This is a genomic window from Micromonospora sp. WMMC241 (assembly GCF_027460165.1).
GTDB lineage: Bacteria > Actinomycetota > Actinomycetes > Mycobacteriales > Micromonosporaceae > Micromonospora > Micromonospora humi.
Genome location: NZ_JAPZBF010000001.1, coordinates 6,249,473 through 6,271,564, shown reverse-complemented (window position 1 = coordinate 6,271,564; position 22,092 = coordinate 6,249,473). Strand labels below are relative to the sequence as shown.

At 73.3% G+C, this 22,092-nt stretch carries 24 protein-coding genes, 1 tRNA gene and 1 pseudogene; 13 read left to right on the top strand and 13 right to left on the bottom strand.

The window, feature by feature from the left end; genetic code table 11:
- The first annotated feature begins 679 nt into the window (after positions 1 to 679).
- From O7598_RS28480 to O7598_RS28470, 3 genes and pseudogenes are all read left to right on the top strand, one after another.
- A pseudogene (locus O7598_RS28480) lies at positions 680 to 2,248 on the top strand (replication initiator).
- Positions 2,245 to 2,442 carry an excisionase family DNA-binding protein gene (locus O7598_RS28475; RefSeq protein WP_107075187.1) on the top strand — a complete coding sequence of 66 codons (198 nt, stop codon included), beginning with the start codon at positions 2,245 to 2,247 and terminating at the stop codon, positions 2,440 to 2,442. Before O7598_RS28480 ends, O7598_RS28475 begins: the two are co-directional and overlap by 4 nt.
- Complete coding sequence (locus O7598_RS28470; protein ID WP_269694281.1) at positions 2,442 to 3,662, top strand: tyrosine-type recombinase/integrase; 1,221 nt, start codon at positions 2,442 to 2,444, stop codon at positions 3,660 to 3,662. Before O7598_RS28475 ends, O7598_RS28470 begins: the two co-directional genes overlap by 1 nt.
- An 84-nt stretch (positions 3,663 to 3,746) precedes the next feature.
- Here the strand turns inward: O7598_RS28470 and O7598_RS28465 are convergent.
- Positions 3,747 to 3,818, bottom strand: a tRNA-Lys gene (locus tag O7598_RS28465).
- Between the two features lie 123 nt (positions 3,819 to 3,941).
- Between O7598_RS28465 and O7598_RS28460 the strand changes: the two genes are divergently transcribed.
- Both O7598_RS28460 and O7598_RS28455 read left to right on the top strand, forming a co-directional pair.
- The gene (locus O7598_RS28460; protein ID WP_269694280.1) at positions 3,942 to 5,114 is read left to right on the top strand and encodes a sensor histidine kinase; all 1,173 of its coding nucleotides are present in this window, start codon (positions 3,942 to 3,944) and stop codon (positions 5,112 to 5,114) included.
- A complete protein-coding gene (locus tag O7598_RS28455) occupies positions 5,111 to 5,773 on the top strand; it encodes a response regulator transcription factor (RefSeq protein ID WP_269694279.1) in 663 nt (220 codons plus the stop codon). The genes O7598_RS28460 and O7598_RS28455 overlap by 4 nt, the downstream gene beginning before the upstream one ends.
- On the opposite strand, the gene O7598_RS28450 is transcribed toward O7598_RS28455, so the two are convergent.
- Complete coding sequence (locus tag O7598_RS28450; RefSeq protein ID WP_269694278.1) at positions 5,774 to 6,097, bottom strand: DUF6223 family protein; 324 nt, start codon at positions 6,095 to 6,097, stop codon at positions 5,774 to 5,776.
- Positions 6,098 to 6,286: 189 nt separating this feature from the next.
- Here O7598_RS28450 and O7598_RS28445 point away from each other — a divergent pair, with 189 nt between their 5' ends.
- On the top strand, positions 6,287 to 7,369 hold the full coding sequence (locus O7598_RS28445) for an NAD-dependent epimerase/dehydratase family protein (protein WP_269694277.1): 1,083 nt from the start codon (positions 6,287 to 6,289) through the stop codon (positions 7,367 to 7,369).
- 64 nt (positions 7,370 to 7,433) lie between these two features.
- Here the strand turns inward: O7598_RS28445 and O7598_RS28440 are convergent, their stop codons facing one another.
- From O7598_RS28440 to O7598_RS28420, 5 genes are all read right to left on the bottom strand, one after another.
- On the bottom strand, positions 7,434 to 8,615 hold the full coding sequence (locus O7598_RS28440) for a hypothetical protein (protein WP_269694276.1): 1,182 nt from the start codon (positions 8,613 to 8,615) through the stop codon (positions 7,434 to 7,436).
- Between the two features lie 83 nt (positions 8,616 to 8,698).
- Positions 8,699 to 9,448 (bottom strand): ZIP family metal transporter, encoded by a 750-nt coding sequence (locus tag O7598_RS28435; protein ID WP_269694275.1) that lies wholly within the window; start codon positions 9,446 to 9,448, stop codon positions 8,699 to 8,701.
- Between the two features lie 38 nt (positions 9,449 to 9,486).
- The gene (locus tag O7598_RS28430; RefSeq protein WP_269694274.1) at positions 9,487 to 10,686 is read right to left on the bottom strand and encodes a GNAT family N-acetyltransferase; all 1,200 of its coding nucleotides are present in this window, start codon (positions 10,684 to 10,686) and stop codon (positions 9,487 to 9,489) included.
- A 52-nt stretch (positions 10,687 to 10,738) separates the two neighbouring features.
- On the bottom strand, positions 10,739 to 11,458 hold the full coding sequence (locus O7598_RS28425; protein ID WP_091063003.1) for a PP2C family protein-serine/threonine phosphatase: 720 nt from the start codon (positions 11,456 to 11,458) through the stop codon (positions 10,739 to 10,741).
- 93 nt (positions 11,459 to 11,551) lie between these two features.
- Positions 11,552 to 12,079 carry a helix-turn-helix domain-containing protein gene (locus O7598_RS28420; RefSeq protein ID WP_269694273.1) on the bottom strand — a complete coding sequence of 176 codons (528 nt, stop codon included), beginning with the start codon at positions 12,077 to 12,079 and terminating at the stop codon, positions 11,552 to 11,554.
- A gap of 55 nt (positions 12,080 to 12,134) precedes the next feature.
- On the opposite strand from O7598_RS28420, the gene O7598_RS28415 reads away from it, so the two are divergent.
- Entirely contained in the window at positions 12,135 to 13,355 is a 1,221-nt protein-coding gene (locus tag O7598_RS28415; RefSeq protein ID WP_269694272.1) for a benzoate/H(+) symporter BenE family transporter, read from the top strand.
- A gap of 63 nt (positions 13,356 to 13,418) precedes the next feature.
- Here the strand turns inward: O7598_RS28415 and O7598_RS28410 are convergent, their stop codons facing one another.
- The 5 genes from O7598_RS28410 to O7598_RS28390 form a co-directional block, all read right to left on the bottom strand.
- Positions 13,419 to 14,144, bottom strand: a complete 726-nt coding sequence (locus tag O7598_RS28410) for a DUF3800 domain-containing protein (RefSeq protein WP_269694271.1) — start codon at positions 14,142 to 14,144, stop codon at positions 13,419 to 13,421.
- A gap of 59 nt (positions 14,145 to 14,203) precedes the next feature.
- Positions 14,204 to 14,569, bottom strand: coding sequence for a hypothetical protein (locus O7598_RS28405; protein WP_269694270.1), 366 nt, complete (start codon positions 14,567 to 14,569; stop codon positions 14,204 to 14,206).
- Between the two features lie 69 nt (positions 14,570 to 14,638).
- The gene (locus tag O7598_RS28400) at positions 14,639 to 14,887 is read right to left on the bottom strand and encodes a hypothetical protein (RefSeq protein ID WP_269694269.1); all 249 of its coding nucleotides are present in this window, start codon (positions 14,885 to 14,887) and stop codon (positions 14,639 to 14,641) included.
- Positions 14,888 to 14,964: 77 nt separating this feature from the next.
- On the bottom strand, positions 14,965 to 15,435 hold the full coding sequence (gene mscL / locus O7598_RS28395) for a large conductance mechanosensitive channel protein MscL (protein ID WP_269694268.1): 471 nt from the start codon (positions 15,433 to 15,435) through the stop codon (positions 14,965 to 14,967).
- Between the two features lie 39 nt (positions 15,436 to 15,474).
- Positions 15,475 to 16,158 carry a FadR/GntR family transcriptional regulator gene (locus O7598_RS28390; protein WP_269694267.1) on the bottom strand — a complete coding sequence of 228 codons (684 nt, stop codon included), beginning with the start codon at positions 16,156 to 16,158 and terminating at the stop codon, positions 15,475 to 15,477.
- A 49-nt stretch (positions 16,159 to 16,207) separates the two neighbouring features.
- Between O7598_RS28390 and O7598_RS28385 the strand changes: the two genes are divergently transcribed.
- On the top strand, positions 16,208 to 17,518 hold the full coding sequence (locus O7598_RS28385) for an MFS transporter (RefSeq protein ID WP_269694266.1): 1,311 nt from the start codon (positions 16,208 to 16,210) through the stop codon (positions 17,516 to 17,518).
- A gap of 10 nt (positions 17,519 to 17,528) precedes the next feature.
- Here the strand turns inward: O7598_RS28385 and O7598_RS28380 are convergent, their stop codons facing one another.
- Entirely contained in the window at positions 17,529 to 17,885 is a 357-nt protein-coding gene (locus O7598_RS28380; protein ID WP_053652127.1) for an STAS domain-containing protein, read from the bottom strand.
- Between the two features lie 159 nt (positions 17,886 to 18,044).
- Here O7598_RS28380 and O7598_RS28375 point away from each other — a divergent pair, with 159 nt between their 5' ends.
- The 5 genes from O7598_RS28375 to O7598_RS28355 are packed head-to-tail and all read left to right on the top strand — an operon-like array spanning position 18,045 to position 22,090.
- On the top strand, positions 18,045 to 18,905 hold the full coding sequence (locus O7598_RS28375) for an STAS domain-containing protein (RefSeq protein WP_269694265.1): 861 nt from the start codon (positions 18,045 to 18,047) through the stop codon (positions 18,903 to 18,905).
- Entirely contained in the window at positions 18,905 to 19,318 is a 414-nt protein-coding gene (locus tag O7598_RS28370; RefSeq protein WP_269694264.1) for an STAS domain-containing protein, read from the top strand. The genes O7598_RS28375 and O7598_RS28370 overlap by 1 nt, the downstream gene beginning before the upstream one ends.
- Positions 19,315 to 19,734, top strand: a complete 420-nt coding sequence (locus O7598_RS28365; RefSeq protein ID WP_091062982.1) for an ATP-binding protein — start codon at positions 19,315 to 19,317, stop codon at positions 19,732 to 19,734. Before O7598_RS28370 ends, O7598_RS28365 begins: the two co-directional genes overlap by 4 nt.
- The gene (locus O7598_RS28360) at positions 19,731 to 20,744 is read left to right on the top strand and encodes a SpoIIE family protein phosphatase (RefSeq protein ID WP_269695009.1); all 1,014 of its coding nucleotides are present in this window, start codon (positions 19,731 to 19,733) and stop codon (positions 20,742 to 20,744) included. The genes O7598_RS28365 and O7598_RS28360 overlap by 4 nt, the downstream gene beginning before the upstream one ends.
- Positions 20,741 to 22,090 carry a sensor histidine kinase gene (locus tag O7598_RS28355; RefSeq protein ID WP_269694263.1) on the top strand — a complete coding sequence of 450 codons (1,350 nt, stop codon included), beginning with the start codon at positions 20,741 to 20,743 and terminating at the stop codon, positions 22,088 to 22,090. Before O7598_RS28360 ends, O7598_RS28355 begins: the two co-directional genes overlap by 4 nt.
- Positions 22,091 to 22,092: the final 2 nt, after the last annotated feature.

Sequence of the window (22,092 nt, the reverse complement as noted above, 5' to 3'; positions counted from 1 at the left end):
GCTTCCGCGCCAGCCGACGGGCGTGTTGCGTGGCCGGAGTCGAAGCGCCAGCGGAGCGACGGGCGCGCGCCCAGGCGGCGGCGCGTGCGGCCCGTTCAGGGCCGCCTTGATAGACGTACAGAAAGTCCTCCCACACCGGCTGGCAGCCGGCCGTCCCGCCCAGGCGCGAGGGGTCACGGCAGGTTGACGTGTCGGTACCCGGTGCTACTCTGGCGCTCGTCGAGGACGCCAGCGCGGCCTTCCTGTCGGATCGCTGGTCTCGAACTCGGAGATGTCGAGCGGCCTTCTAGCCGCTGATGCGGGGCCGCATCCCCCCGGCTCTCGATCGCATCGGCCGCTGCGCCGGCCTCCCCGAATCCGCTGAGCGGCCCAGCACGGTCTTCCCTGCCGTCCACGATGGCCCGGATTCGCGCACCTCCACGGGTGGCGGCAGCCTGCGGCAATCCGCCGGACGCCGAGATCCAGGCTTCCCACCCGTGCCGGCCCTCATCACCGAGTTCACGAGCGTGAAAGGACATGACCCATCGGCGGGAAGTGGCACGACCACGATCCCGCCCTCCGGCGTCAGCCGCCCTCTCGGCGGTGCCAGGAGACACGACGAACACCACCAGCGGACGCACGTCCACGGCTGGTGGTGCTTCGTCTCCCGTCCCTGCCACCCCCTGAAGAGGAGACAGTCGTGTCCACCCCGCTCACCACCTACCACCCTGGTCTGGCCGTCGGCCGTGACGCCCAGGTCCTGCACCGCGCCGCCACGCCGGAGTTCTCCGGCTGGCTGGAGCACACACGCCCCGCCGGCGGCTGCTCGCGCCCGATCCGCCTCACCGGCACCATCGCCGCCGTCGACCGGAACACCGGCCGCATCACCGGCCAGCTGCACACCGACGAGCTGCCCGACCGCACGCTCTACAAGGCGTGCGGAAACCGCCGCGAATCGGTGTGTCCGGCCTGCGCCTGGGTTTACCAGGGCGACGCCTACCAAGTCGTCTGTCGCGGTCTGACCGGCGGCAAGGGCGTCCCGGACTCGGTCGGCCGGCACCCGGTCGTCTTCGCCACCTTCACCGCCCCGTCCTTCGGCCCGGTCCACCACCGCCACGTCCCCCGCCACACCTGCCGCAACCGGCAACGCTGCGACTGCCGACCCGCACCCTGCCGCGCCCGCAGCAACGCCGGCACCTGCCCCCATGGGTAGCCCGCGGCGTGCTTCACCCGCCACCACGCCGACGACCCACGGCTCGGCCAGCCGCTGTGCCTCGACTGCTACGACCACGCCCACCAGGTCGTCTGGAACTACTTCTCCGGTGAGCTGTGGCGGCGCACCAAGCAGGCCGCCGATCGCCACCTCGCCGCAACGTGCCGTCAACGTGGCATCCCCAAGGTCGGCGTCGTCACCGCCTCCGGCAAGGTCCGGTGGGTGCCGCCCGTGCGGGTGTCCCACGGCAAGGTCGCCGAGATGCAACGCCGGGCCGCCGTGCACTTCCACGTCCTGCTGCGCCTCGACGGCGTCGACACCGACGACCCGAACGCCCTCGTGCCGCCACCGGCCGGCATCACCCTCGACGACCTGGAAGGCGCGATCCACGCCGCCGCCCGGCAGATCACCGTCACCACGCCACCGCACCCCGACCAGCCCGAAGGATGGCTGATCACCTGGGGCGAGCAGGTCGACGTCCGCCGAATCAACACCACGAGCGGCGAGCTGACCGACGGCAAGGTCGCCGCCTACCTCGCCAAGTACGCCACCAAGGCCACCGAAGCCACCGGGCACTCCTCCAACCGCCTCACCCCGGCCACCATCGACGACTACGCCGACCCCGAAGGCGACCACACCGCCCGCCTCATCGACGCCTGCTGGCACCTCGGCCGCCCCACCCGCACCGACCTCACCGGCGGCGCCGCAAGCGCCGACGACCGTCAAGACAGCCTTGACGCTCAAGCCAACGTCTACGGCGGCTTGCGCCGCTGGGCGCACATGCTCGGCTTCGGCGGCCACTTCCTCACCAAAGCCCGCAGCTACTCCGTCACCTTCAGACTGCTCCGCGACACCCGCGCCACGTACCGACGCGAAGAGGACGACGAACCAACAGACACCATCACGGTTGGCACTCTCACCTACGTCGGGTCCGGCTGGCTTTCCGAAGGCGACGCCCTGCTCGCCAACACCGCCGCAAGACAGCGGCGCGAGAGCAGACGCGTCGGCCGGGAAGAGCTCGCCCATGAAGCCTGGCTGGCCGGGGCCGCCGCATGACCCACGACCTCCGCCCCCGCTGGTACTCGCCGGCCGAGGTCGCCGTGTTGCTCGGCTTCGGCATCTCCAAGGTCAAGATGAAGATCGCCACCGGCGAGCTGCGTTCCATCAAGGACGGCAAGTACCGCCGCATCCTCCCCGAATGGGTCGACGACTACATCCGCGAGCAGGTCGAGCGGCAGGAGGCGGCCTGATGCCCGGACGTGCACGCGCCAACGGCGAAGGGTCGATCTTCCCGTACCGGAACGGCTTCGCCGCGTACGTCTGGGTGGAGAAGCCCGACGGCAAGCGGGGTCGGAAGTGGGTCTACGGCAAGACCCGCGAGGAGGTCCACGACAAGTGGATCAAGCTGCACGGGCAGGCCAAGACCGGGCCGGTGGCCACCCGCTCCCCGACGGTAGGGGAGTACGCCGGCTACTGGCTGCGGGAGATCGTCAAGCCGAACCTCGCCCCGGGCAGCTACGTCACCTACGAGGTGGTGGTCCGGCTCTACCTCGCGCCAGGGCTGGGCCGGAAGCGCCTCGACAAGCTCCGGGTCAGCGACGTGCAGACTTGGATCAACGAGGTAGGGCGGACCTGCCAGTGCTGCGCCCAGGGCAAGGACGAGCGGCGGAAGCCCGCCCAGCGTCGCTGCTGTGCCGTTGGCCGCTGCTGCCGGGATCTGCCCTCGGCTACCAGCGTCACCCACCTGCGGACCGTGCTCCGGACGCTGCTCTCCCAAGCGATCACCGAAGGGCTGATCTCCCGCAACGTCGCCTCCCTGGTGAAGCTGCCGCCGGTACGGAAGCGCAAGCGGAAGGCGTGGACGAGCGACGAGGCGCGGCGTTTCCTGGAGTCGGCCCGCGCCGACGACGACCCGCTCTACGCCGCGTACGTCCTGGTCCTGGTGCTCGGTCTGCGCAAGGGCGAGATGCTGGGGCTCACCTGGGCTGACGTTGATCTCGACGCGGGGGAGTTGACGATCGATCGGCAGCTCCAGCGGGTCGGTGCCGAACTGCTGCACCGGGAGACGAAGACGGCCGCCTCGGACGCCACCCTGCCGCTGCCGGACATCTGCACCGTGGCCCTCGACCGCCGCCGCGTCGCGCAGGCCGCCGCCCGCGACGCCGCCGGACCCGCCTGGCAGCCGTCGGACCTGATCTTCACCACCCGGTACGGCCGGCCGGTCGAGCCGCGCAACTTCAACCGCTTCTGGGACCGCCGCTGTGACGCGGCAGGAGTCCGGCGGATCACCGTCCGGGATGCCCGGCGTACCTGCGCATCGCTCCTGGCCGACCTGGACGTGCACCCCCGGGTGGCGATGCAGATCCTCCGGCACGCGCAGTTCGCCATCACCATGGAGATCTACACGGTGGTCTCCTCGGCGGCCACCCGCGACGCCCTCAAGCGGCTCGGCAGCGCGCTGGACCGGTGAGGCGCTACTGCTGTACTTCGCTGCTGTACCGGCCCTCAGCACAACAAAAGCGGCCGCGGAAAGGGTCGCTGAGCTGGAACGGAGTGGGCCGCCAGGGACTCGAACCCTGAACCTATGGATTAAAAGTCCACAGCTCTGCCATTGAGCTAGCGGCCCGCAGAGCACAGGCTACCCGAACCCGCTCAGCCGGGCCGGCATCGTACGCCGAGGGCTCTGGATCTTGCCGACGCGCCCGGAAGCGGGCCGTCCCGTCGGTGCGCGGGCCGCTACGCTTCGGCCATGTCGAGCTGGCGCGACCGGGTGGCGGCGACGGCCCTGGTGCCGGCGGTCGGCCTGGTGGCGCTCGTCGGCCTGCTGGTGCAGGCGGACGGCGTCGACACCGCCGCGGAGTCGGTGGCGCTGCTGGTCGTGCTGCTGTCGACTGCCGCGCTCTACGCCCGCCGGCGGTATCCGGTGGTGGTGGGCGTGGTGGCGCTGGCGGCGGTCAGCGCCTACGGGGTGCTGCTGCACCGGCCCGGGCCGGTCATGCTGGTGTTCGTCGTGGCGCTCTACACGGTGGTCGACGAGGGGCACCTCGCCGTCGCGGTGGGGCTCGGCGTCGCCTCGGTGGTCTCGTTCGCCGTTGCGGACGGCTACGACCGGGCGGCCGCCGGCGGGAACGGCGCGACGCTGTTGCACGCCGGGTGGCTGGTCGCGGTGATCGTCGGGGTGACCCGGAACCGGCGGGCCTACCTGGCCGAGGTGCGGGCCCGGGTGCTCGCCGCGGAGCAGGGCCGGGACGAGGAGGCCCGGCGTCGGGCCACCGAGGAACGGCTGCGCATCGCCCGCGAGCTGCACGACCTGCTCGGTCACCACCTGTCGTCGATCAACGTGCAGGCGAGCGCCGCGCTGCATCGCCCCGATCCGGAACGGTCCGCGGCGGCGCTCGCCGCGATCAAGCAGACGAGCCGGGAGACACTGCGGGAACTGCGGGCGACGCTCGGCATCCTGCGCCGCGACGGCGACGCGCCGACCGCGCCCGCACCCGGGCTGGACCGCCTGGGCGAGCTGGTCGAGACGGCGGGGTGGGGCGGCGTACGGATCCGCACCGAGGTGGCCGCGACCGGGCCGCTGCCGGCGGAGGTGGACCTGGCGGCGTACCGGATCGTCCAGGAGGCGCTCACGAACGTCTCCCGGCACGCGGCCGCGACCAGCGCGGTGGTCCGGGTCCGGCCGGACCGCGACGGCCTGCTGGTGGAGGTGGTGGACGACGGCGCCGGCACCTCGTGCCCGCCCGGGAACGGGATCCTCGGCATGCGGGAGCGGGCCCGGGCGCTGGGCGGCTCGCTGAGCGCCGGGCCCGGGCCGGACGGCGGGTTCCTGGTCCGCGCCCACCTGCCGGTGCGGTCCGACCCGCTGCCGGCCGGCGCGGCGGTGCCGGCGCCGCGACCGGAGCCGGGGTCGGCCACATGATCCGGGTGCTGGTCGCCGACGACCAGACGTTGGTACGCGCCGGCTTCCGCTCCATTCTCGACGGTGAGGACGGCATCGAGGTGGTCGGTGAGGCCGCCGACGGCGCCGAGGCGGTGCGGCTGGCCCGGCGGCTGCGGCCGGATGTCGTCCTCATGGACGTCCGGATGCCGCGGATGGACGGTCTGGCCGCCACCCGCGAGATCGCCGCCCACGCCGACGCGCGGGTGATCATCCTGACCACGTTCGACCTGGACGACTACGTCTACGGCGCGTTGCGGGCCGGCGCCAGCGGCTTCCTGGTCAAGGACACCGATCCGGCCGAGCTGATCCACGGGGTACGGGTGGTGGCGCGGGGCGACGCGCTCATCGCCCCGGCCATCACCCGCCGGCTGATCGCCGAGTTCGCCGCCCGGGTCCGGCACCCCGAGCCGGGGCCCCGGCTGAACGGGCTCACCGACCGGGAACGGGAGGTGCTCGCGCTCGTCGCCGCCGGCCTGTCGAACGACGAGATCGCGGCCCGGCTGGTGCTCAGCCCGGCCACCGCGAAGACGCACGTCAGCCGGATCATGACCAAGACCCGGGCGCGGGACCGCGCCCAGCTGGTGATCCTGGCGTACGAGTCGGGGCTCACCGTGCCCGGTTGGCTCACACCCTCCTGATCAGGCGGTACGCCGGGCGCGGGCCAGCGCCAGCCCGCCCAGGCCGACGCCGACGACCCCCAGCACCACGCCCACGATGGCCCCGGCCCGACCCTGACCGGTGCCGAACCCGCCGGTGGTCGTCGCCAGGTGTAACGCGCTGAGGACCAGCCCCACCGCCCCGGTCGCCAGGGCCAGCAGGGTGCGGCGGTGACCGGTGCCCGGCCGGCTCACCGCCAGCCCTCCGATGATCACGCTGGCCAGGCTCAACAGGGCGAACGCGGTCGCGCCGAACCGTCCGGAGCCGCCGACCCCACCGGCGGCGAGCAGATCGTTGAATGACATCGGAACTCCCTGAAGGTCGTGAGCTGCGGGTACGAGCGGCAGCGTATGGACGGGCCTCGCCGGAGCGCGTCGTGCCGGAGTTGCCGGTCGGGCTACCACCCGGGATGTACGCGCCGGGATCCCGTACTCCCGTGGTGGTGTCTCGACCCGGGGCGGTTGCTGTCCGATTCAGCGGGTACCGCACCGGACATGCGCATCGTGATCGTGGGGGCCACCGGCAACGTCGGCACCGCCGTACTCCGCCGGTTGCGGCAGGAGTCGGCGGCCGAACTGGTCGGCGTGGCCCGCCGGCTGCCCGGGCCGGACGCCGGCGAACCGTACGACGACGTCCAGTGGCACTCCTGCGACATCGGTGCGCCCGGCGCGGCCGACGAGCTGGTGCGGATCTTCGCCGGGGCGCGGGCGGTCGTGCACCTGGCCTGGCAGATCCAGCCCAGCCACGACCGGCGCACGCTCTACCGGACCAACGTCGGCGGCAGCCGCGCGGTCGTCGAGGCCACCGTCCGGGCCGGCGTTCCCGCCCTGGTGTACGCCTCGTCGGTCGGCACCTACGCGCCCGGCCCGAAGGACCACCCGGTCAGCGAGAACTGGCCGGCGACCGGGGTGGAGACGTCCTCGTACAGCCGGGACAAGGCGGAGGTGGAGGCGCTGCTGGACGACGTGCGGCGGGAGCACCCGAAGCTGCGGATCGTGCGGCTGCGGCCGGGGCTGATCTTCCAGCGCGAGGCCGGTACGGAGATCAGCCGCTACTTCCTCGGCCCGCTGGTGCCGGTGCGGCTGCTGCGTTACGGCCGGATCCCGCTGGTGCCGTCGCACCGGCGGCTACGCATGCAGGCGGTGCACGCCGACGACGTGGCCGACGCGTACGCCCGGGCGGTCCTCGGCGACGCGCGCGGCGCGTTCAACGTGGCGACCGACCCGGTGCTCACGCCGGAGCTGGTGGCGCGGCACTTCCACGGCTGGACGGTCCCGGTGGCGGTGCCGGTGCTGCGCGGTGCGGCGGCGGTGACCTGGCGGGCCCGCCTGCAACCGGTGGACACGGGCTGGGTCGACCTGGCGTTGAACGTCCCGCTGATGTCCACCCACCGGGCCGAGACGGAACTCGGCTGGGAGCCCCGCGTCGACACGGTGATCGCCCTGCGGGACCTCATCGCCGGCATGGCGACGATGGCCGGCACCAACGCCCCGCCGCTGTCCACCGACCCCACCCTCCCCGGCCGTCCCGCGGCCCTGACGAAGGGCGCCCTCCCCGGCCACCCCAACCCCTACTGACCCGCGCTGGGGCGGTGAGAAGGTGCCCCTTCTCTACCGGAGGCGTTAAGAAGGGGCCCCCGCCTTACCGGGTCAGGCGGGCGCCGAGGAAGAAGATGCCGGGGAAGCCCTTCGTCTCGAAACCCTTGCTCGGGTTCCGCCGCAGGGTCGAACCGGAGATCGTCATGGTGCCGGTGCGGTTGTTGCTGACGAAGAACACCGCCCCGCCGCCCTCGTTGGCGCTGTTGTCCTCGATGATCGTGCCGGCGAGCTTCACGGTGAACTCGTTGCCGTCGCAGTAGATCGCGCCGCCGCTGCCGCCGCCCGGCGTACCGCCCCGGGCCGGGTTCGCGCCGGTGCCGACCGCCCGGTTGTCGCGGAAGACGCTGTTCAGCACCGTCCAGGAGACGCCGATGCTGCTCAGCGCCCCGCCGTTGGCGCACACCCCGCCGGTGAAGGTGCTGCCCACCACGTACACCGGCTTGTTCTCGAACTGGCTGAGCACCCGCAGCGCCGCGCCCCCCAGGTCGGGGCCGGTGCGGTCGCAGCGGTTGTCGACGAAGCGCGAGTTGACCACCTTGACCCGCCCACCCCGGACGAAGATCGCGCCGCCCCCGCCGCCCTCGGTCCTCTCGCCCGTCGAGTTGCCGCCGGTGAACGTCAGGTTCTGCACGGTGAGCTGCGGGTGGTCCTGGTTCTGGCAGTGCGAGGTGGTGAAGCCCTGCGCCTGGTCGCAGGTGTTCATGTAGAGGATCCGCCGGCTGCCGCCGCCGCTCAGCGTGACCTTGCCGCCGCCGTCCAGCACGATGCGCGGGCCGTGCGCGTTCACCACCTTGGCGGTGGCCTTCATGGTGATGGTCACCGGCGCCGGGCCGCAGTCGAACGTGATGACGCCGCCGGCCGCGACCGCCTTCACCACCGCCGCCGAGGTGCAGCTCGCGGGCGTTCCGGTCCCGACGGTACGGGTCGGGCGCGACGTGTCCACCGCGCGCGCCTCGGCCGGCACGGTGGCCCGCCCGGCGGGGTTGCCGGCGCGCAACGCGGGCGTGGTCGGGGAGGGGCTGGGCTTGGCGCTGCCGAAGCCGGCGCGGGCACTCGGCGAGGCCGCCGGCGCGTCGGCCGCCGGGCCGGCCGGTGTGCCGGCCGGGGTGCCGGTGGCGGCGGCCGGGGCGGGCCGGTCGGACGGGTCGTCGCCGCCACCGCACCCGGGCAGCGTGGCGGTGGCCAGGGCGAGGACGAGCAGGGAGACAGCGGACTTCACGCGCACCCGCCCGATGCTAGGAGGGCGGGTCGCTCCGGCACGACTCCACCGGCGATCCTTAACCCGCCGCTAAGCCACCCGCCGGGGCGTCACATGTGGGAGAGGGCGAACGCGACCAGGAAGCCGAGCACGGTGATCAGGCCGACCAGCAGGTGCGCGTCCTCGAACGCCTCCGGGACCATGGTGTCGGTGATCATGGCGAGGATCGCGCCGGCCGCGAGCGCGGTGATGGTGGCGAGCACCTCGGGTGGGGCGCCGCCGAGCAGGGTGTACCCGGCCAGCGACGCGGCGCCGGAGATCAACGCGATGGCGATCCAGAGCCCGAAGACGTAGCGCCGGGTCCGCCCGGCCTGCCGCATGCCGGCCGCGCTGGACAGCCCTTCCGGCACGTTGCTGAGGAAGACCGCGATCACCGTGACGAAGCTGACCGGGCCGCCGGCCAGCAGGCTCGTGCCGATCACCACCGACTCCGGTACGCCGTCGAGCAGTGCGCCGACCGCGATCGCGTTACCCGAACCGGGCTGCTCCTGCTCGGAGGGCTGCTCGTCGCCGGAGCGCTTGCGGTGCCGCGCCCCGCGCCGGGCCAGCAGCACGTTCGCCCCGGTGTACGCGAGCGCGCCGGCCGCCGCGCCGATCGCCACCGGCAACAGGCCGCCCTGCTCGTGCGCCTCGTCGATCAGCTCGAACGAGACGGCGGAGAGCAGCACGCCGGCCCCGAACGCCATCACCGACGCGGTGGCCCGGCGTGGCACCCGCACGAAGAACCCGACGGCCGCCCCGATCAACAGGGCGGAACCGGCGAGCAGACCCCAGAATCCCGCTTCCAACCATCCCGGCACCCGCAGGAACCTACCCCGCGCGGCCGCCGGCAACCCGGTCAGAAATCGGCGAACAGGTAGGGCAGCTCACGGGGGAAGAGTCGACGCAGCTCGGTGGCCGCCTCCACCGGCACCTCACCCAGCCCGCGCACGGCCACCTCGGCCGGGTCGAGCACCCCGTACGCGAGGGCGGAGAGCCCGGCGGCGGTGAGCCGCGCGCACGGCACGCTGCCCTCGGCGGCGTTGCCGGCCGGCAGCACCGCCAGCTTGCCGGTGGTGCCGTCGAGCAGGTGCCGGCCGGCGAGCCAACGGTCGCCGACCAGCTCGACGAGCACCCGGCCCACCCCGACCGGCTGGTCGGCGAGCGCCTCCAGGCTGAGCAGCCGGGCCATCGGCGCGGGGGAGTGCGGCCGGGACACCTCCGCCTCGACCCGCACGTCCAGGTCGGTGAGCCACAGCTCGGGCAGCTCCTCGGGCGACACCTGGACGCTGATCCGGACCACCTGGTCGACGTGCCGGGCGAAGAACTGGAGCAGCGACGCCCGCGCGTACGGGTCGTCGAAGAGCAGGTCGTCGGCGATCAACGTGCCGGCGTGGTCGTCGATCCGGTAGGTGACCGCGCCGACCGTCTCGCCGCCGCGCACCACGCTGACCAGCCAGCGGTCGTCCCGCTCGCGCAACCCGACCGCGCGGAAGTCGGGGAAGACCGCGAAGCCGTGCCGCTCGCGCAGGCACCGGTCGGTGTAGGCGCGCCACCGCGGGTAACCCGCGCCGATCCGCTCCCACACCAGCTCGTCGGGCAGCTCGGCCCGCAGCAACGGCGCCAGGTCCGCCGGGGCGAAGACCGCGGTACGCCGCCGGGGCAGCCCGACGTAGCCGAAGCGCTCGTAGAACGAGGCGCGGAACGGGTACAGCGCGCTGAGCTGGTGACCCTCGTCGCGCATCCCGTCGAGGAGCTGGTGCATCAGCGTCCGCACGTGCCCGCGCCGGCGGGCCAACGGGTGGGTGGCCACCCCGGCGACGCCGGCCATCGGCAGCACCGCGCCGCGCAGGTTCTGCCGCATCGGGATCGCCGAGGCCGCCGCCGTGGTGACGCCGTCCTCCTCGACCACGAGCGTGGTGTTCCCCGCGTTGTACGGCAGGTAGGCCCGGAACTCGTCGGTCCGGGCCGCCGTCATCGGCGATGTCTCGAACGCGTACGCCTGTAGCGGAAAGCTGGTGGTCAGGCGGTCCTCGGCGGCCAGCCGGCGAATGTGCATCCGTTCATCCCAACGTGCCCGGGCGGGGGTCGCAACCCGAATGGGGCCCGGCTCAGGCCTCGGTGACGTCGGAGATGACCACCGTGACGTTGTCCGGCGCGCCGGCCTGGTGGGCCAGCTTCACCAACTGCTCGCCGCACTGCTGGCGGTCGCCGTAGGTGGCCAGCGCGGCGGCGATCGCGGCGTCCTCCACGTAGTCGGACAGGCCGTCGCTGCACAGCAGGAGCCGGTCGCCGGGGAAGACGGTGAGCGCGCCGACCGCCGGTGGCGCGTCCGAGCCCTGCACCGCGCGGGTGACCAACGAGCGCTGCGGGTGGTGGCGGGCCTGGTCGCGGGAGAGCGCGCCCTGGTCGACCAGCGCCTGCACGAACGTGTCGTCGCGGGTGAGCTGGGTCAGCTCGTGGTCGCGCAACAGGTAGCAGCGGGAGTCGCCCACCTGGGCGAGGACCAGCGTGTCACCGGCCAGCAGGGCGGCGGTCAGCGTCGTACCCATGCCGTCGCGGGCCGGGTCCACGGTGATGGCCGCGCGGATGCGCTGGTTCGCGGTGCTGACCACGGCGCGCAGCGCGTCGGCCGCCTCGTCGGCGGCGGTGGGCGGGGTCAGCTCGTCCAGGATCCGGATGACGATCTCGCTGGCCACCTCGCCGGCCGGCAGGCCGCCCATGCCGTCGGCCACCGCGACCAGGCGGTCACCGGCGAGGGCGGAGTCCTCGTTGTTGGTCCGGACGAGGCCGACGTCGTTGAGGATCGCCGAGCGGAGGATGAGCGTCATGGGGACAAGCTTGCCAAGAAGAATGCCCTCGCGTCTCTACGCGCTGCCGGGTCGGCGGAAAGAAATGTCATCCCCTTGCATCCTGGGTATGTGTCAATTGTCCTTACCGGACGGACGCGGATAGCGCAGCAGCAGGCTGGCGCGGACCTGTTCGTCACCCACCGTCGCGTAGCTGTGCGGCACGTCGGAGGTCCACCGCAGGTAGCCACCCGGGCCGGCGGTGAGCGGGGCGTCCACCGGCCCGGCGCGGAGCGTGCCGGAGAACACCGTCACGTGTTCGGTCACGCCGGCCTGGTGGGCGGGGGAGAGCTGCGCCGGCCCCGGGCTGACCCGCATCCGGTACAGCTCGTACGTCGCGTCCCGGTCGTGGAACACCTCGAGCAGCGTGGCGCCGACCGCGGCCCCGCGTACGGTCGGCGTCTCCTCGGGCGCCGACAGCACGGCGGTCAGCGGCACGCCGAGCTGCGCGGTGATCGCGTACAGCGTCTCCAGGGTGGGGTTGCGGACACCGTTCTCCAGGCCGGAGAGCGTGGCCTTCCCGACCCCGGCCAGCCGCGCCAGCTCGGACAGGGAGATCCCCCGTGCCATCCGGAGGGAGCGGATCCGCGTGCCGACGTCCATGGGGCTATGGTGCTACACGACGCCGTTCCGTAAACGGAACACCGGAGGAGGAAGCGTGGCCGGTCGACTCCAACCCGTGCTGGCCGGCGTGGTGACCGCCCTGGTCGGCTTCGCCAGCTCGTTCACCGTCGTCCTGGCCGGGCTGCGCGCGGTCGGCGCCGACCCGGCCCAGGCCGCCTCCGGCCTGCTCGCGCTCTGCGTGGCCAGCGGCGCCTGCGCGGTCTGGCTCGGCCTGCGGCACCGGCTGCCGCTCGCCATCGCCTGGTCCACGCCCGGCGCGGCGCTGCTCGTGGCCACCGGGCCGGTCCCCGGCGGCTGGCCCGCCGCGGTCGGCGCCTTCCTGCTCACCGGCGCGCTGATCGTCGCCGCCGGGCTGATCCCCGCGCTCGGCCGCGCGGTCGCCGCGATCCCCGCCCCGATCGCGTCGGCCATGCTCGCCGGGGTGCTGCTGCCGCTCTGCACCGCACCGGTACGCGCCCTGGTCGAGGTGCCCCGACTCGCCGGGCCGGTGGTGCTCGTCTGGCTGCTGCTGCACCGGTTCGCCCGCCGCTGGGCGGTGCCCGGCGCGCTCGCCGTGGCCGTGGTGGCGATCGCGCTCACCACCACCGGGCCGGCCCGGCTGGACGCCGCCCCGGTGATCGCGCTGACCGCGCCGGCCTGGACGCTGCCCGCGATCGTCGGGCTCGCGCTGCCGCTGTTCCTGGTCACCATGGCCGCGCAGAACGTGCCCGGCACCGCCGTGCTGGCCGGCTTCGGCTATCGCGCGCCGCTGGGCTCCGCGCTGCGCGTCACCGGGCTCGCCACCGCGCTCGGCGCGCCGGCCGGCGGCCACGCGGTGAACCTGGCCGCGATCACCGCCGCGCTCGCCGCCGGCCCGGACGCTCACCCCGACCCGGACCGGCGCTGGATCGCCTCGGTCACCGCCGGCATCGGCCTGGCCCTGCTCGGCCTCGGCGCCGGCGTGGCCACCGCGCTGGTGCTGCTCTCCCCGCCGGTCCTGGTCGAGGCGGTCGCCGGGCTGGCCCTGCTCGCCGCGCTGGCCGGCGCGGTGTCGGCGGCGGTCGCCGAGCCGTACGCCCGGGAGGCCGCAGTGGTCACGCTTGTGGTCACCGCGTCCGGGGTCAGCCTGCTCGGGATCGGCGGCGCGTTCTGGGGCCTGGTCGCCGGCTGCCTGATGCTCCTGCTGTTCCGCCGCCCGCCTGCCCCGGCTGAAGTGCCCCGAGAGCGAGGCGAGGAGGACGCCGCGCCTTCGCTTCCCGTCCGTTCTCTGCGGTGAGCTGCTAATCTGGGAGACGCAGGAGGCCCGCGAGGGTTCCCGCAGCCGCCTTAGGGCCCGCTTTCAAGCGGGCCCTTCGTGCATCGGGCGACCGGTCGGGTGCCAGCACCACGAGTGGTATCTGCGGGCCTCGACCCAGGACCACAACCGCTGGTTGGTCGTCAACTCCCGCGGTTCCACCCGCGCACCGCTCGCCATCCTCCGAAAGAGGAAAGTGACGAGGTCTGCGGCTTGGACCAGCCGTGAGGCGTACGACGGGGCGAAGTGCAACGTATCGACGATCCTGTTGAGCCGCCGGGAACGGTAGCCGCCGGTTCCGTCGACCCGGTAGCGAGTGAGGTCGGAGCGGTGGGTGGCCGGATTGTCGACCTCATCGGCGATTACCAGGGCTAGTTCGTCTCGCATCGCCGCATACCCGTCGACCCGTTCGAGGAGGTGTGAGAGCACCACCTCATGAGCTGGCCGGGTCAGGCCGTAGCGCTTCACGAGACCGTGACGGTCGACGCCACGCAGAATGATCGTGACGTCGTACGTCCCGATCGCCTTGAGTGCGGCGTTGTAAACGGCGATTCGGGCACGCGGTGGCACGCCGCTCCACGCCGCGCGCCCCTGGAACAGGTCGTACCCATGAAGTTCGACGGCCCTGTCGGTGCCGTAGGCCTTTGCCGCGTCCGTCATCACCTCGTCCAAGGCGGTGCTGAGCGGAATGGCCACGCTGTCCGGAACCAGCAGTGCGCCGATCCAGTACCAGCGATCGGTGTACGACTCGTCCACATAGGTCAGCAGCACCTGGCGAGCCTAGGTTGTCGCCTGTCCCGGCGTGGTTTACGACGCGCAGGTCGTGGCGCTCACTCCTCGGCAGGGAGTTCCGCGGCCGGGACGGTGAGGCGGACCGCGCCGTCGGACACGGCCGCGATCCGATCGGCGAGCACGTAGACCGCACCGGTGTGGACCAGCTCGGTGGAGACCTTGAGGTAGCCCTCGCGCAGCAGCCGCGCGGCCAGGTCGGCGGGCACGTCCGGCTCGTCGACGGCGGCCGACTCGATCAGTTCGTCGAGGCTGCTGCCCGGGTCCACCGGGGCGGGCGCCTCCACGGTCACCGCGGCCGGGTCGCCGCGCCGGACGAGGTCCACGGTGCCGATCTCGACGCCTGTGGAGTCGACCACAGGCATGCCGGTGGTGACCCGGGAGACGGTGTCCTGCTGCTGGCTCATGCGGAAGCGGTTCCCGGGCGGCGCGGGCGCTAAACGGTGCGCGCGGGCGCTAGACGGTGCGCGCGGGCGCTAGACGGACGGGGCCCAGCCGCCCGGCGGGCGCGGCGACAGCTCGCGCCAGGTGTCCGGCCCGTCGAGGAGCGCCCGGACCGTCTCCTCGGCCTCGTCGACGCTGGCGTGCTCGTAGAAGCGGGAGACCCCTTCGGCGCCGCCGGCGCGCTGCTCCACGTGCCAGCGGTCGCCGTCCACCCGGAGGAAGACGTCCCGCCGGGCGAGCCGCCCCCACTTCCCGTTCCACCAGTGCCTACGCTGCTCCATGGCCGGACTCTATCGAACATGTGTTCGATTCTCGTCGGCCCCCGCGAAATCTCCGCGGGGGCCGATGAGCTATGGCGTCAGCGCGGGGTCGGCGGCTCCTGCCGGCGGCCCAGCACGTCGTCCAGCGCGCCGCGCTGGGCGGGGGTGCCCTGCCCGCCGGCGAGCAGCGCGTCCCGGATCTCGGTGAGCAGCTTGACCTCCTCGCTGGGCGCCGAGGGCGGCGGCTCCTCGCCGCGCTTGCGCCGCTCCGCGAGCCGGTTCATCGGGTAGACGACCAGGAAGTAGAGCGCCGCGGCGGTGAGCAGGAACGTGATCACCGCGTTGACGAACGCCACCCAGTCGAACGGGATGCCCCGGAACATCGGCGTCGAGCCGGAGAGCCCGTTCTTGTTGCCGGTGATCAGCACGATCACCACCCGCACCAGCGGTTCCAGGAACGACTTGGTCAACTGCGTGACCACGCCGGTGAACGCGGCACCGATGACGACGCCGACCGCCAGGTCGACGACGTTGCCGCGCATGATGAAGTCTTTGAAGCCCTTGAGCATTCGCACTCCCGTGCCGTCCGATTCTCGGTCCGGCAGACCCTATGCCCCGGACGGCCCCTCGAGAAAAGCACCGGCCTCGATCGCTGCCCGCTCCGGGTCGCCGGCCCGGATCGCCGCGACGAGTCGACAGTGGTCGACGTACCGCTCGTCGGTCAGGGCGGCGCCCATGGCCTGGGCGACGGTGCTGCGCAGCGCGGCGCCGACCGACGCGTACAGCTCGGCGAGCATGGCGTTGTGCGCGGCGGCCACCACCACCGTGTGCAGCGCGGCGTCCGCCTCCACGAACTCGTCCACCCGGCCGGACCGCCACGCGGCCTCCCGGGCGTCGAGCGCGCCGTCGAGCGCCGCCAGGTCTTCCGGGGTACGCCGCAGCGCGGCGAGCCGGGCGGCCTCCACCTCGAACGCGCGCCGGACCTCGATCACCTCGGCCATCCGGTCGTCGGTGAGCCGGCGGGCCACCACCGGGGCCAGCTCGTCGGTCGACACCACGTAGGTGCCGGAGCCCTGCCGGCACTCCAGCACGCCGGCGTGCACCAGGGCGCGGACCGCCTCGCGGACCGTGTTGCGCCCCACCCCGAGCGCGGCGACGAGCTGCGGCTCGGTGGGGATGCGCCCGCCCACCGGCCACTCGCCGCCCAGGATGCGGGCCCGCAGCTGCTCGATCGTCTGGCGGACCCGGTGGCCGCGTGGCGGCACGGCGACGGAATCCACGACGGGTGTCACCGGTTACACCTGCTGCCGAAATTCATCCCATGATTGTAGGTTCGAGGTCATGACCCCGCCACCCCCGCCCGCCGCGACCGCGCCCACCGCCGACGTCACACCCGGGCCGGCACCCGCGGCCGCACCCGACCCGGCGGTCGGACCGGCGTCGGCGGTCAGCCCGGTGCGGGGCGGCCTGCTGGTGCTGGCCGGGATGCTGCTGGTCGCGCTGAACCTGCGGGCGGCGGTGACCAGCCTGGGTGCGCTGCTCGACGAGATCCGCGTCGGGCTGGGCCTCTCCGGCGCCATGGCCGGCGTGGTCACCACGCTGCCCACCGTCGCGTTCGCCGGCCTGGGCGCGCTCACCCCGTGGCTGGTCCGTCGCTGGGCCGCGCCCCGGGTGCTGGTGCTCGCCATGATCGCGCTGACCGTCGGGCAGGTGCTGCGCGCGGTCACCGGCTCGGTGGCCGTCTTCGTGCTCACCAGCGCGCTCGCGCTGGCCGGCATCGCGGTGGCGAACATCCTGCTGCCGATGCTCGTCAAGCAGCACTTCCCGCACCGCACCGGGCTGGTCACCGGGGCGTACACGATGGCCCTGACGGTGGGCACGACGGTGGCCGCCGCCTCCGCCGTGCCGGTGGCCCACGCCTTCGGCTCCTGGCGGGCCGGGCTCGGCGTCTGGGCCGGGCTGGCCGCGCTGGCGGTGATCCCGTGGGTGCCGCTGGCGCTGCGGGCGCGCGCCGCCCGCCGGGCCGCGGACCGGGCCGCGACCCCCGCGGCGGTGGTCGCCACCCCGGCGCGGGTACGGCCGGGCCGGACCCGGCTGGGCTGGGCCATGGCGGTCTACTTCGGGGCGCAGTCGCTCAGCGGTTACGCGATCATGGGCTGGCTGGCCCAGCTCTTCCGGGACGCCGGCTACCGGCCGGAGGCGGCCGGCCTGCTGCTCGCCGGCGTGACCGCGCTGGGCGTGCCGGTGGCGCTGATGATGCCCACGCTGGCCGGCCGGCTGGCCACGCTGCGCCCGCTGGTGCTGTCGCTGACCGCGTTCTCCGCCGCCGCGTACGTCGGCCTGGCGCTCGCGCCGCGCGGCCTGGCGCCGCTGTGGGTGCTGCTGCTGGCGCTCGGCCAGGGGGCGTTCCCGCTCATCCTGACCACCATCGGGCTGCGCGCCCGCACCGCCGAGGGCACCGTGGCGCTCTCCGCCTTCGCGCAGAGCACCGGGTACGTCATCGCCGCGCTCGGCCCGCTGCTGGTCGGCATCCTCTACGGGGCGACCGGCGGTTGGACCGCCCCGATCGGCTTCCTGCTGCTGGCGCTCGCCGTGCAGACGACCGCGGGCATGGTGATCGCCCGTCCCCGCTACATCGAGGACGAGCGCTGAGCGGGGTGGGTCAGGAGGAGGCCGGAGTGGGCTCGCCCGCGACGGCCTCGTCCACCGTCGGATAGGTGTGCAGCACCTCGACGAGGCCACTGACCTCGAGGATGCGCAGCACTCCGCGTTGCGGGGCGGCCAGCCGGACCACGCCGCCGGCCTCGTCGCAGCTGTTCTTGGCGCGGACGAACACCGACAGCCCGGTCGAGTCGCAGAACGACACCTCGGCCAGGTCGAACACGAGGCGGCTGCGCCCCTTGTCCAGCAAGTCCGTGATCTGGTCCTGGAGCTGCGGTGCGGTGGCCATGTCCAGCTCGCCCGCGACCGACACCACGACCACGTCGCCGCGCTGTTCCGTGTGCACCGTCAGGGACATTCGTCGACCTCCTGTGTTCGGTGGAACGGTATCCCACGATGACCGCGCCGCGCAGAACGGGAGCCGGCACAGGTGCTGTCGATCATTTCTTTGTCCCGTGGCAACTAGTGCGACGGACCCCGGTGATAGAGTCCGCCCGTCCAGATCTGGGAGGTCAACGTGGCATTGAGCGCGGAACAGGGCGGTCGGCTCGCCGATCTGCTGAGTCGGCACGCGGACCGGTTGTCCAACCGCTGGATCGAGATCGTCGCCGCTTCGCTGCGCGGCCGGCTCAGCCGGGCCGAACTGGCCCGCCAGGTGCAGGAGCTGCACCGCGCCCTGGTCGACGTCGGGCGGCAGGGTCTCGGCGACCTGGCCGACGAGCACGGCGGTGAGCTGCGGGCGGTGCTCGCGGAGCTCTCCACCACCCGCGCCCGGCAGGGTTTCAGCGCCACCGAGACCGCGATCAGCGTCTTCGCGATCAAGGACGCCCTGCTGGAGCTGATGGAGGAGGAGCAGGGCGAGACCACGCTGCGCGACTTCGTCGCCTTCTCCGCGCTGGTCGACCAGATGGGGCTCTTCACCTTCGAGACGTTCGTCCGCGCCCGGGAAAGCCTGATCGCCGATCAGGCGGAGCAGCTACTGGAGCTCTCCACGCCGGTGGTCAAGCTCTGGGAGGGCGTGGTCGCCGTCCCGCTGGTCGGCACGCTCGACTCGGCCCGCGCCCAGGTGGTGATGGAGCGGCTGCTCCAGACGCTCGTCGACACCGGCTCGCCCTACGCGATCATCGACATCACCGGCGTGCCGGCGGTGGACACCCAGGTCGCCCAGCACATCCTCAAGACCGTGGTGGCCGCCCGGCTGATGGGCGCCGACTGCATCATCTCCGGCATCCGACCGCAGATCGCCCAGACGATCGTCGCCCTCGGCATCGAGTTCGGTGACATCGCCACCAAGGCGAGCCTGGCCGACGCGCTGCGCCACGTGCTGCGCCAGACCGGGGTCGAGACAACCTCCCGCCGCGCCCGCCGGGAGGCGTGATGGAGCGGGTGCCGATCCTCAAGATCGGCGACATCCTGCTGGTCTCCATCCAGGTCGACATGTCCGACCAGACGGCGATCCAGCTCCAGGAGGACCTGGCCGAGCGGATCGTCGCCACCGGATGCCACGGCGTGATCATCGACATCACGGCGCTGGACATCGTCGACTCCTTCGTCGGCCGGATGCTCTCCACCATCGCGTCCATCTCCAAGGTGCTGGACGCCGAGACGGTGGTGGTCGGGATGCGTCCGGCCGTCGCCATCACCCTGGTCGAGCTGGGCCTCTCGCTCAACGGCATCCGCACCGCGCTGAACGTCGAACGGGGCATGGAGCTGATCGCGGCGACCCGCGGCGACGACGGGGGCGTGGCGTTCGACGACGACGAGGACGCCGACCCGACGGCGACGCCATGACCACCGGCCTCGACCTGGGGACGCCCGCGACGCAGGCGATCCGTAGCGACGAGGACGTGGTCCGGGTCCGGCAGCTGGTGCGGACCACCGCCGTCGCGGTCCGGCTCTCCCTGGTCGACCAGACCAAGCTGGTCACCGCCGCCAGCGAACTGGCCCGCAACACGCTGATCTACGGCGGTGGGGGCAGCGCCGAGGTGACCACCGTCGCCGACGGCCGTCGCCGCGGCGTCCGTATCGTCTTCGCCGACCAGGGGCCGGGCATCCCCGACCTCGACCTGGCCCTCACCGACGGCTACACCACCGGCGGCGGCCTTGGTCTCGGGCTCAGCGGCGCCCGCCGGCTCGTCGACGACTTCGACATCAAGACCGCCGTGGGCGAGGGTACGGCGATCACCATCACCAAGTGGTCGCGATGATCGCCGACGTGGTCCCCGACCACGGCGTGTGGTTCCGGGTCGACAACGGTGCGACCGCCGGCGGCGTACGCCGGGTGGCCGAGCGGCTCGGGCGGCAGCTCGAACTGAGCGCGCCGCGCGTCGCGGACCTGGCCATCGTCACCGCCGAGATCACCAGCAACCTGGTCAAGCACGCCCGCGAGGGCGCCCTGCTGCTGCGTCCGGCGCGCCGCGACGGGCGGGCCGGGGTGGAGCTGGTGGCCATCGACTCCGGCCCCGGCATGGCCGACCTGACGCTCTCCTCGGCCGACGGGCACTCCACCTCCGGCACCCTCGGCATCGGCCTCGGCGCGATCACCAGGCAGGCGAGCCGGTTCGACGGCTTCTCGATGCCCGGTCGGGGCACGGTCCTGACCGTCCAGGTCTGGGACGGGCCGCCGCCGGCGCCGGACTGGGCCGGTGGGCTGGCCCGGCCGATCACCGGCGAGCAGGACAGCGGCGACGGCTACGCCGTGCGGATGGCCGACGGGCGCCGGCAGGTGCTGGTCTGCGACGGGCTCGGGCACGGCCCGCTGGCCGCCGCCGCCACCGGTGCCGCGGTCGCCGCGTTCCGCTCCGCGCCGGCCGGCCCGCCGGACGTCGTGGTGCGGCACCTGCACGCCGCCATCTCGCACACCCGCGGCGCGGCGCTCGCGGTGGCCGAGCCGGACCCGGCGACCGGGCAACTCCACTTCGCGGGCCTGGGCAACATCGCCGCCATGATCGTGGCCACCGGCGAGCGGCGGCGCGGCCTGGTCTCGCTGCCGGGCATCGCCGGGCACCAACGCCCGGCCATCCGGGGGTACGACTACCCGTTCCCGCCCGGCGCGACGCTGGTGATGCACAGCGACGGCGTGGTGGACCGGTGGGACCTGGACGACTATCCCGGGCTGGCCGGCCGTCCGCCGCTGCTGGCCGCCGCGACGCTGCTGCGCGACGCCGGGATCCGCCGGGACGACGCGTGTGTCCTGGTCGCCCAGGTGGCCCCATGACCGAGCCGCTCCTGCACCTGGCGCTCCGGGTCGAGCAGGACATCTTCCTGGTCCGCCAGCGCGGCCGGGAGGTCGCGGCGGCCGTCGGGCTGGAGCACCAGGACCAGGTCCGGATCGCCACCGCGCTCAGCGAGGTGGCCCGGGAGCTGTTGCGCGGGGTGGACGGCGCGGACGTCACGTTCGCCGTCGACCGGGACGCCACCTCCGGCCGGGCCCGCCTCCACGTGGACCTGTCCCCGGTCCGTCCGCTCCCCGGCGGCCGGTACGAGCCGCAGTCCGGCGCGGTCGCGCGTCTGGTGGACTCGTTGCAGGTGATCACGGTCGAGGGCGATACCGTCGTGAGGATGTCCCGACGAATACCGGACCACGCCGAGGAGCTGACGCCGGAACGCGCCGCCAAGCTCCGCGACGAGCTGGCCGAGCGCGCTCCGGGCTCCGCGCTGGACGAGTTGGCCGCACAGAATGTCCAGCTCATCGCCGCGCTCGACGAGGTACGCAGCCAACGGGACGAACTGGCGGTGCTCAACTCCGAGCTGGCGGAGACCAACCGGGGCGTGATGGCGCTCTACAACCAGCTCACCGAGGAGCTGGAGGAGACCAACCGCGGCGTGGTGGCGCTCTACGCCGAGCTGGACGAGAAGTCGGCCCAGTTGCGGGCCGCCAGCGAGTCGAAGAGCCGGTTCCTGGCCAATGTCAGCCACGAGCTGCGCGCCCCGGTCACCGCGATCATCGGGCTGGGGCGGCTGCTGGCCGATTCCGCCTCCGATCCGCTCACCGGCGAACAGGCCCGCCAGGTGGGGCTGATCCGGTCCTCCGCCGGCGACCTGCTGGCCCTGGTCAACGAGCTGCTCGACCTGGCGAAGGCGGAGTCGGGCCGGATCGAGCCGGACTGGTCCGAGGTCGACCTGCGCGCGGTCTTCGGGCAGCTCCGCGGCACGCTGCGGGCGCTGGCCACCCGGCCCGAGGTGGAACTGGTGGTCGAGGAGCCGCCCGCCCCGGCCGCGGTGCGTTCCGACGAGGTGCTGCTCGCCCAGGTGCTGCGCAACCTGCTGCACAACGGCCTGAAGTTCACCGAGCGGGGCGAGGTGCGGTTGCGCGCCGAGCGCCGCGGCGAGGCGTGGCTCCTCTCGGTCACCGACACCGGCGTCGGCATCCCGCCCGAGCTGCACGAACGGATCTTCGAGGAGTTCTACCAGGTGCCCGGCACGACCCGGGTCGGCGGCACCGGCCTCGGCCTGCCGTACGCGCGGCGGCTCGTCACCCTGCTCGGTGGGACGCTGGAGTTGACCAGCGAAGCCGGCCGGGGCAGCACGTTCACCGTGGTCCTGCCCGTGGGCGGAGTGTGACG